This is a genomic window from uncultured Sphingorhabdus sp. (genome assembly GCF_937872355.1).
GTDB lineage: Bacteria > Pseudomonadota > Alphaproteobacteria > Sphingomonadales > Sphingomonadaceae > Sphingorhabdus_B.
The window spans coordinates 1-8,427 of sequence record NZ_CALMSV010000256.1 but is presented as its reverse complement, the minus strand read 5'-3'; the positions used below and the strand labels follow the sequence as shown (position 1 = coordinate 8,427).

Genomic DNA, 8,427 nt, shown 5'->3' with positions numbered 1-8,427 from the left:
TGCGCGCCATCGTCCAGCGCCAGCCGTTGCCCGGCTACCACCTGACACTGATCGACGATCCCGACGGCCGGCAGCGCCTGATCTTCCGGCCCGCGGGTTCCGACTGCACCGTTGCGCCGCTCCAGCGGCAGGGAGGCGTGCGATGAACATGGCACGCGCCGGTGCAAAAGGTGTGGATGGACCCGTACTATTGGGAACGCCGACACCCGTACTATCAGGAACGCGAGTCCCGTACTATTGGGAACGCGCGCGCCTCTTAACTGTCTGGCGCGACAAGGCGGATTTGTCCCCCTCTAACTTTCCTAACTCAAAGTCCTTCGGACTTTTGCTAACGCGGCACGCCACCTCGCGGAATTGTGGACGCGGGACTATCGCACGTCCGATCGGTTGCGACTGCCTTAACATCATCGTGTCGCGCTTCGTCCGAGGGTTGCGGCCATGACGGCAGACCTGCGCGCGAGCGGACCAACCGACCACACGCTGGTCGAACTGACGTGGCGCGAAAAGCGCATCGAGCACCGTATCCGCTTCGGGCACATCGTCGACGAACAGCGTCTCGACCGCCATCGACGCATCGTCAGTTTCGTGCCCGGAAGTATCTTCGCCTTCGTCCGTTGGGCGGCCAATGAATACGGCACGATCATCTCGCGGATCGACATCCTGCGCACCGTGACGACCGGCGAGCCGTATCAGACGCTGCCGTTCGTGCGCCCCGGCGGCGACATCCTGTTGCGGATCAGCGGATGGCCGAAGGTGCAGCGCGGGCTGGCCGCGATCGACGCGATCGAAGCGCTCGATATCGATCCCGCTGACGTTGCGCCAGAACACTGGCGGCATCTCAACCATCGCATCAGCGTCAACGAACCGTTCCGCATCTACAGCCCCGAGCAGCACCGCGCCTGGCTGTTGCGGCGCGAGGTTTCGCCATGATCTGGCGCCACATGACGTTGCTGTCGATGCTTGCTGGCGCAGCTTTGATCGTCGTGCCGGCCTGGAGCCGGCCGGACATCCGGTTCATCTGGAACGCATCCACGAGCGTGCCGATCGGGCTCTACCGCATCGTTCCCGGCGACCAGGTCGACGTCACCGATCTCGCCGTCGTCATGCCGCCCGCGGAGCTGGCGGCATTTCTCGACGAACGTCGCTATCTGCCGCGCGGCCTGCCTCTCATCAAGCGGGTCCTGGCGCTCGGCGGCACGACGATCTGCCGGCGCGGCAGCGCCATCATCGCCTATGACGGAATCTACGGACAGGCGCTCGCGCGCGACACGCGCGGCCGACCGCTGCCCGACTGGCAAGGCTGCCGCACGCTTCATGACGGCGAAGCCTTTTTCATGAATTGGGACAGCTCCGACAGCTTCGACAGCCGCTACTTCGGCCCCCTCCCCATCCCCCCCACCACCGGCCGCGCCTTTCCCGCCGGCACCCCCGGTGCCGCCGATCCGGCCGCGGAATTCCTCCGTGCGCCGGTCTCCGACGAGCCGTAATGGCTCGCTTCTCCAACCAGATGAGGATCATTGCAATGACTCAGATTGGAGCGTTCACCCGCAAGGAAGATGGCTTCTTCGGCCGCGTACGCACACTCGTTTTCGACGCCGAGGTGTCCATTCTTCCGATCGATGAATCCGACACCGAGAATGCGCCAAACCATCGCGTCTTCTGTAACGGCATGGAAGTTGGCGCGGCCTGGGATCGCACCGGCGACCGTGCCGGTGCGTACCTCTCCGTAACCATCGACGATCCGATCTTGAACCAACCCATCCGCGCTCGCCTGTTCGAGTCCGACACCAAGAAAGATGTGTGGAACCTGCTCTGGACGCGGCGGAAGAAACAGGAAGGCGAGGGGTGACGGCTATGCGGTGCCGGCGCTCGCGCGACCGTTCTCCTGCAATCCCCTTGATCGATCGAGCGCCCATCAATCCCCTCGACCCGATCGCTCACAGCGCGGCCGTCGCGCGCAGCGCAGGTCAGGGGCGTCGGTCAGTTTTCCGGGTGCGCGGCATGTCGTCGGACGATGCCCGTCCGGAAAACGCCAGCCGGCGGCGCAGCCTTGCCCTTGAGCGAAGCGAGCACGATGGCAAGCTGATGGCGGTTCGGGACGGCGGCTTTCGCGCCACGCTGTCGTCGATCATCGTCATGCTGTCCGCATGTTCCGTGATCGCGTGCTCGACAGCGGACGCGACTGCGGAGCCGCCGTTTGCGTCTCCTGCGACGCGCGTAAAGTCCGCTGCTCCATCGCGCGATCCGTGGGCCGCGCACATCGCCGAGGCGGCCAAACGCTTCGCCATTCCCGAGCGCTGGATACGCGCGGTCATGGCCGTCGAAAGCACGGGGAATAGGACCGCACGATCGCCCAAGGGCGCGATGGGCCTGATGCAGATCATGCCGAAGACATGGAACGAGCTGCGCAGGCGTTACGGTCTCGGCCACGACCCTTGGCAGCCGCGCGCCAACATTCTGGCCGGCGCGGCCTATCTCCGCGAAATGCACGATCGCTATGGCTCGATGGCCGCGATGCTCGCCGCTTATAACGCAGGTCCGAGGCGCTATGATGCGCACCTTGCGAGCGGCCGCGCACTGCCGGCCGAGACTGTCGCTTACGTCGCGAAGATCGCGGCGATGATCGACGGCAAGGTCCCTGTGATGCGCTTGGCCGGCGCCGCCTCGCGCAAATCCTGGTCGCTTGGGCCGATCTTCGTCGTGCGATCTAGTGTCCACCATGATGGCGAGTTCGGGGCGGTCGATCGTCCTTCCGGTCGACCATCGAGCGCGCCTTCGATCGTCGATCTGTCGGCGCTCATGCCACCGTCCGATGGCCTCTTCGTGCGAAGACTGCGCGCAGATGGAGAACAGCGATGAGCATCGAGTTTCCACGCTTCACGGCGTGCGCAATCGTAGAGATGGCGGAGGGCAGCGGGTCAGGCCAGGCAACAACTGTGGGAAGGCAAGATAAAAAGCCGCACATCGCGGCTTGGACGGTCGGTTGTTTTGCTTCTGCTTTTTCCGATTTTTTGCACATCGTGGATCGTCGTCACGATGTGCGCGTCTTTATTTTCGCGAATGATTTCAGTGAATATCGCACATCGCGAGTTCAGCTATGACACGCGATGACGATTTCCATGTTCGCCCAGGGCGCATCCGCTCATCGCGAGCGCAGCGCGCCTTGCCTTTTGTCGCTCAGGCGCTCGCCGCCGCGCAGAGGGCCGGCGGCCGCATCTCGCGCTCCGGCAAGATCACCGCGGGCCGCGGCCCGCATTTCGCGCGCGGCCGCGTCGCAAGCATCCGCGCCAATCGCTTCATCACCAGCCGCACGCGATTCTGCACCGTCAAGGCGCTCGTGGTCCGCAACAAGAGTCCGCGCGGTCCGCTCGCCCGTCATCTCAACTATCTCCGCCGTGATGGCGTCACCCGTGACGGCGAGCGCGCGAAGATGTTCGGCCCGGAGACCGACGACGCCAACGTCAAGGAGTTCACCGAGCGCTGCAAGGACGACCGGCACCACTTCCGCTTCATCGTCTCGCCCGAAGACGCGAGCGATATGGAGGATCTGAAGCGGTTCACCCGCGAACTGATGGCGCAGGCCGAAAAGGATCTCGGCACGAAACTCGAATGGGTTGCGGTCGATCACTGGAACACCGACAACCCCCACGTCCATGTCATCGTGCGCGGCCGCGCCGATGATGGTCGCGACCTCGTGATCGACCGCGACTACATCAAGAGCGGGATGCGCGATCGTGCGCAGGATCTCATCACCCAGGAACTTGGACCGCGCACCGATCTCGACATCAGCCGCGCGCTGAGCCGTCAGGTCGAGGCCGAGCGCTGGACCCAGCTTGACCGCCAGCTTGTCCGCGACGCCAACGAGCAGGGCGTCATCGACGTGGCGCCGTCACCGGACCGGCAGCCCGACGCATACCTGACGCAAAAGGTCGGACGCCTGCGCCACCTCGAACACCTCGGCCTTGCCGAGACCATCGGCTCCGGTCAGTGGATCATCGCCAAGGAGGCGGAATCGACGTTGCGCGACCTCGGCCAGCGCAACGACATCATCAAGCGGATGCACCGCGCCCTCGACGAGCAGGGCATCGCACGTGGCGCGGCCGACTATGTCCTGGCCGGCGAGGCGCATGGCGCCCCGATCATCGGCCGGCTGGTCGAACGCGGCCTCGACAACGAATTGGTTGGGACGGCCTATGCCGTGGTGGACGGCGTCGACGGCCGCACCCACCACATCAAGCTCCAGGACATCGAGTCGGCCGGCGACAGCGCGCCGGGCTCGATCGTGGAATTGCGATCCTTCGAGGACGCGAAAGGCGAGCGCCGTGTCGCACTGGCGGTCCGATCCGACCTCTCCATCGAGGCGCAGGCGACGGCGAACGGCGCGACCTGGCTCGACCGCCAGCTAGTCGCTCGCGACCCCGTTGATCTTGGCGGCGGCTTCGGTCTGGAGGTGAAGCAGACGATGGAGGCCCGCGCCGCACATCTGATTCAGGATGGCATGGCGCGGCGCGATGGCGAGCGCATCCTATTCAACCGGAACCTGATCGGTACGCTCCGGCAACGCGAGCTGGACGCGCTCGGCGACACGCTCGCGGCCGAGACCGGTATGCCATTCCAGAAATCTGCTGAAGGTGAATTTGTCGCCGGCACGTACAGCCGGCGCTTTGCACTCGCGTCTGGCCGCTTCGCCATGATCGACGACGGCCTCGGCTTCAAGCTGGTGCCATGGACCCCGTCGATCGAGAAACATATCGGGCGGCATATTTCCGGGGTGGCCCGCGCCGATGGCGGCGTCGATTGGTCGTTTGGTCGCAAACGGGGGCTCGGGCTGTGAAGGCTAGGGTGCGCGGACCCGTGGCGGATGGGCATGGTCGCTGCCCAGCGGTTTGATCTTGAAATCCAGACTGGCCTGGCCTATGTAGGTACTTGCCTACATGGAGGTGCGTCGTGACCATCACCACTCTTTCCAGCCGCGAGCTGAATCATGACGTCAGCAGCGCCAAGAAGGCCGCACAAGACGGCCCGGTCGTCATCACCGACCGGGGCAAGCCCTCCCATGTGCTGATGACTTATGACGAGTTCTGCCGCCTCAGCGGCAAGCGCTGCCGTTTGACCCAAGCCCTCGCCATGCCGGGCCTGTCGGACATCGACTTTGATCCGCCGCGTGTCGAGATCGCGCCGCGCGGGGTCGATCTGTCTTGAATTATCTGCTCGACACCAACGTGGTTTCTGAACTGCGCAAGATCGGCGACGGAAAGGCCGATGCCAGGGTCGCAGCATGGGTCGATACCGAGGACGCCGAGAGCTTCTTCATCTCGGCAATCACCATCCTTGAGTTGGAACGCGGCGTGCTCGGCATCCAGCGTCGCGACGCCGCGCAGGGCGCGCGCCTGCGCGCCTGGCTGGACAATCATGTCCGGCCGGAGTTCGCCGGACGCATCCTGCCCATTGATGACCAGATTGCGATGCGCTGCGCGCATCTGCATATTCCCGACCGGCGCAACGAGGTCGACGCGCTGATCGCCGCGACGGCGCTTGTCCACGGCTTGACCGTGGCGACGCGCAACGTCCGGGATTTCGAGGGCACGGGCGTTGTCGTAGTCAACCCTTGGCAGGATTGATCCGGTCTCACATGTCGATGATCCGGCCGGCATGTTAGCGGCCGCTGCTCAAGGGCTTCCTGCGAAAGTGAGAGTTGAGCGATGGACGTCTTCGACCGGCTGAAAGCAGCCACAGCAGACGACTGGCAGAGCTACGTCGACCACGACTTCGTCCGCCAGATGGGCGCTGGCACGCTGCCGCAGGCGGCGTTCCGAACCTATCTCGTGCAGGACTATCTGTTCCTGATCCAGTTCGCCCGCGCTTATGCGCTCGCGACCTACAAGAGCCGCACGCTGGCGGACATGAAAGCGGCGCAGGCGGGGGTGGCGGCCATCCTCGACGAAATGGATCTTCATGTACGGCTGTGCGGCCGCTGGGGGCTGTCACCGCAGGACATCGAAGCCGCGCCCGAGCATCAGGCGACGATCGCCTATACCCGTTTCGTGCTGGATTGCGGCGCGGCCGGCGACCTGCTCGACTTGCATGTCGCGCTCGCCCCGTGCGTCATTGGTTATGCGGAGATCGGCCGCCACCTGGTGCCAGAGGGAGTCGACGCGCTCGGCGACCATCCCTATCGCGAATGGATCGCCGAATATGCAGGCGATGCCTATCAGGCTGTTGCGGCCAAGGCGCGACGCCATCTCGATGACCTGGCCGCGCGGGCGATGACCGAACGGCGCTTCAATGAACTCGCAGCGCTGTTCGGCAAGGCGTCGCGACTCGAAGCCGACTTCTGGCAGATGGGATTTGATGGGGGTCGCTGATCGCTATGTCCAATGTTGACGATTTTCCGCACGCCGCAAGTCTTTTTTCGATCACCTACGCTGTTCTACGATAACTGACACAGGCGCAGTTGAAATCTCCGCACTCCTTGCTCTTCTACGGAATATTGCAACGTGCAGGGAGATTTGCTCGCTGTGTCAGCCAGTCGAGTCGTGTGGGGCCAGATCTGCGTCGTGTTCGCGATCGTGCTGCTCGCGGTCTGGGCCGCGACGCAGTGGGTTGCGTGGCGGCTCGGCTTTCAGCCACAGCTCGGCTCACCCTGGTTCGCGCTGGTCGGCTTGCCGATCTATCCGGCGCCGGCTTTCTTCTGGTGGTGGTTCTTTTTCGATGCTTACGCGCCACACGTCTTTCTGGAGGGCGCCGGTATTGCGGCTTCGGGTGGACTCGTCGCGATCGCTGTCGCCATCCTCATGTCGATTTACCGGGCGCGCGAAGCCAAGGACGTGCGTACCTTCGGCTCGGCTCGCTGGGCCGAGCCGGATGAGGTCCAGTCCGCGGGTCTTCTCGGCGACGATGGTGTCGTTCTCGGCCGGCTTGACCGAGCCTATCTGCGACACGACGGCGCCGAGCATGTCCTGTGCTTTGCGCCGACACGATCCGGCAAAGGCGTCGGTCTTGTCGTGCCGACGTTGCTGACCTGGCCGGGCTCGTCGATCGTGCATGACATCAAGGGAGAGAACTGGGAATTGACGGCGGGCCTGCGCGCCCGCTTCGGTCGTGTGTTGTTGTTCGATCCCACCAACGCCGACTCGGCCGCCTACAATCCGCTGCTCGAGGTGCGGAAAGGCGAGTGGGAGGTGCGGGACGTTCAGAACGTCGCCGATGTACTGGTCGATCCGGAAGGTTCGTTGGAGAAGCGCAATCATTGGGAGAAGACATCCCATTCGCTCCTGGTCGGCGCGATCCTCCATGTGCTCTACGCCGAGAATGACAAGACACTCGCCGGTGTCGCGGCCTTCCTGTCCGATCCGCGCCGGCCGATCGAGGCGACATTGTCCGCCATGATGACGACGCCGCATCTCGGCGAGAAGGGGCCGCATCCCGTCATCGCCAGCGCGGCGCGCGAGTTGCTCAACAAGTCCGATAACGAAAGGTCGGGCGTGCTCTCAACTGCCATGTCATTCCTCGGCCTGTATCGCGATCCCGTCGTCGCGGCCGTCACTGCCCGCTGCGATTGGCGGATCGCGGATCTCGTGTCTGGTGAGAAACCCACGACGCTCTATCTCGTGGTGCCACCTTCCGACATCAGCAGGACGAAGCCGCTTGTGCGTCTCGTGCTCAATCAGATCGGTCGCCGGCTGACCGAGGACTTGCACGCGAAGGGCCGGAGACATCGGCTGTTGCTGATGCTCGACGAGTTTCCGGCGCTCGGCCGACTCGACTTCTTCGAGAGCGCGCTTGCTTTCATGGCCGGCTATCAGATCAAGGCATTTCTCATTGCTCAGTCCTTGAACCAGATCGAGAAAGCCTACGGCCAGAACAATTCCATCCTGGACAATTGCCACGTCAGGGTCAGCTTTGCGACCAATGACGAGAGGACGGCGAAAAGAGTCAGCGATGCGCTCGGCACCGCGACCGAGATGCGCGCCATGCAGAACTATGCCGGCCACCGTCTCGCGCCCTGGCTTGGCCATTTGATGATCTCGCGCTCGGAGACGGCGCGGCCGCTGCTCACAGCCGGCGAGGTGATGCAGCTCCCGCCCGACGACGAGATTGTGATGGTCGCCGGCATTCCACCAATCCGTGCAAAAAAGGCGCGGTACTTCGAGGATGCGCGGCTCAAGGAACGCCTGGCACCCGTCCCGCAGAACCTGAAGGCCGGCCTCACGCCGAAGCCAGACGACTGGTCAAATCTGCGGCCTATCGCCGCGCCGACAGGCAAGAGCACCGTTGTGCCGCGCGCCACTTTCGCGGTGAATGGCGCGGCCAGATCAGATGACGATCCCGCGAACGGGGGCCTGCGTCGCGAACCTGGGCTAGAGCGGCATAAGGATATCGCGCCGGACTCGGTGAGAGCTCCCTCCAATGAATTCGATCCGGATG

The 8,427-nt window shown here is 64.1% G+C and carries 10 protein-coding genes; all 10 read left to right on the top strand.

Going from position 1 to position 8,427, the window contains the following annotated elements:
• Positions 1-438 precede the first annotated feature (438 nt).
• Positions 439-930 carry a DUF2840 domain-containing protein gene (locus Q0239_RS16375; RefSeq protein ID WP_298604844.1) on the top strand — a complete coding sequence of 164 codons (492 nt, stop codon included), beginning with the start codon at positions 439-441 and terminating at the stop codon, positions 928-930.
• Positions 927-1,487, top strand: coding sequence for a S26 family signal peptidase (locus Q0239_RS16370; protein WP_298604842.1), 561 nt, complete (start codon positions 927-929; stop codon positions 1,485-1,487). The genes Q0239_RS16375 and Q0239_RS16370 overlap by 4 nt, the downstream gene beginning before the upstream one ends.
• Positions 1,488-1,522: 35 nt before the next feature.
• Complete coding sequence (locus Q0239_RS16365) at positions 1,523-1,849, top strand: DUF736 domain-containing protein (RefSeq protein ID WP_211400711.1); 327 nt, start codon at positions 1,523-1,525, stop codon at positions 1,847-1,849.
• Between the two features lie 47 nt (positions 1,850-1,896).
• Positions 1,897-2,859: a lytic transglycosylase domain-containing protein gene (locus tag Q0239_RS16360; protein ID WP_298604840.1), complete on the top strand. Its 963-nt coding sequence runs from the start codon at positions 1,897-1,899 to the stop codon at positions 2,857-2,859.
• On the top strand, positions 2,856-3,101 hold the full coding sequence (locus tag Q0239_RS16355) for a hypothetical protein (RefSeq protein ID WP_211400701.1): 246 nt from the start codon (positions 2,856-2,858) through the stop codon (positions 3,099-3,101). Before Q0239_RS16360 ends, Q0239_RS16355 begins: the two co-directional genes overlap by 4 nt.
• The gene (locus tag Q0239_RS16350) at positions 3,098-4,834 is read left to right on the top strand and encodes a VirD2 family relaxase/mobilization nuclease (protein WP_056299346.1); all 1,737 of its coding nucleotides are present in this window, start codon (positions 3,098-3,100) and stop codon (positions 4,832-4,834) included. Before Q0239_RS16355 ends, Q0239_RS16350 begins: the two co-directional genes overlap by 4 nt.
• A 113-nt stretch (positions 4,835-4,947) precedes the next feature.
• Positions 4,948-5,202, top strand: coding sequence for a type II toxin-antitoxin system Phd/YefM family antitoxin (locus Q0239_RS16345; RefSeq protein WP_056299343.1), 255 nt, complete (start codon positions 4,948-4,950; stop codon positions 5,200-5,202).
• Positions 5,199-5,621 carry a type II toxin-antitoxin system VapC family toxin gene (locus tag Q0239_RS16340; protein ID WP_056299340.1) on the top strand — a complete coding sequence of 141 codons (423 nt, stop codon included), beginning with the start codon at positions 5,199-5,201 and terminating at the stop codon, positions 5,619-5,621. The genes Q0239_RS16345 and Q0239_RS16340 overlap by 4 nt, the downstream gene beginning before the upstream one ends.
• Before the next feature lie 81 nt (positions 5,622-5,702).
• Positions 5,703-6,365 (top strand): TenA family protein, encoded by a 663-nt coding sequence (locus Q0239_RS16335; protein ID WP_056299336.1) that lies wholly within the window; start codon positions 5,703-5,705, stop codon positions 6,363-6,365.
• Between the two features lie 153 nt (positions 6,366-6,518).
• The coding region (locus Q0239_RS16330) for a conjugal transfer protein TraG (protein ID WP_298604836.1) at positions 6,519-8,427 on the top strand (1,909 nt) is incomplete at its 3' end.

Excerpts from the sequence above, each read along its gene's own strand:
- Q0239_RS16375 (WP_298604844.1), top strand. The coding sequence starts at position 439 with ATGACGGCAGACCTGCGCGCGAGCGGACCAACCGACCACACGCTGGTC.
- Q0239_RS16370 (WP_298604842.1), top strand. The coding sequence starts at position 927 with ATGATCTGGCGCCACATGACGTTGCTGTCGATGCTTGCTGGCGCAGCT.
- Q0239_RS16365 (WP_211400711.1), top strand. The coding sequence starts at position 1,523 with ATGACTCAGATTGGAGCGTTCACCCGCAAGGAAGATGGCTTCTTCGGC.
- Q0239_RS16355 (WP_211400701.1), top strand. The coding sequence starts at position 2,856 with ATGAGCATCGAGTTTCCACGCTTCACGGCGTGCGCAATCGTAGAGATG.
- Q0239_RS16350 (WP_056299346.1), top strand. The coding sequence starts at position 3,098 with ATGACACGCGATGACGATTTCCATGTTCGCCCAGGGCGCATCCGCTCA.
- Q0239_RS16335 (WP_056299336.1), top strand. The coding sequence starts at position 5,703 with ATGGACGTCTTCGACCGGCTGAAAGCAGCCACAGCAGACGACTGGCAG.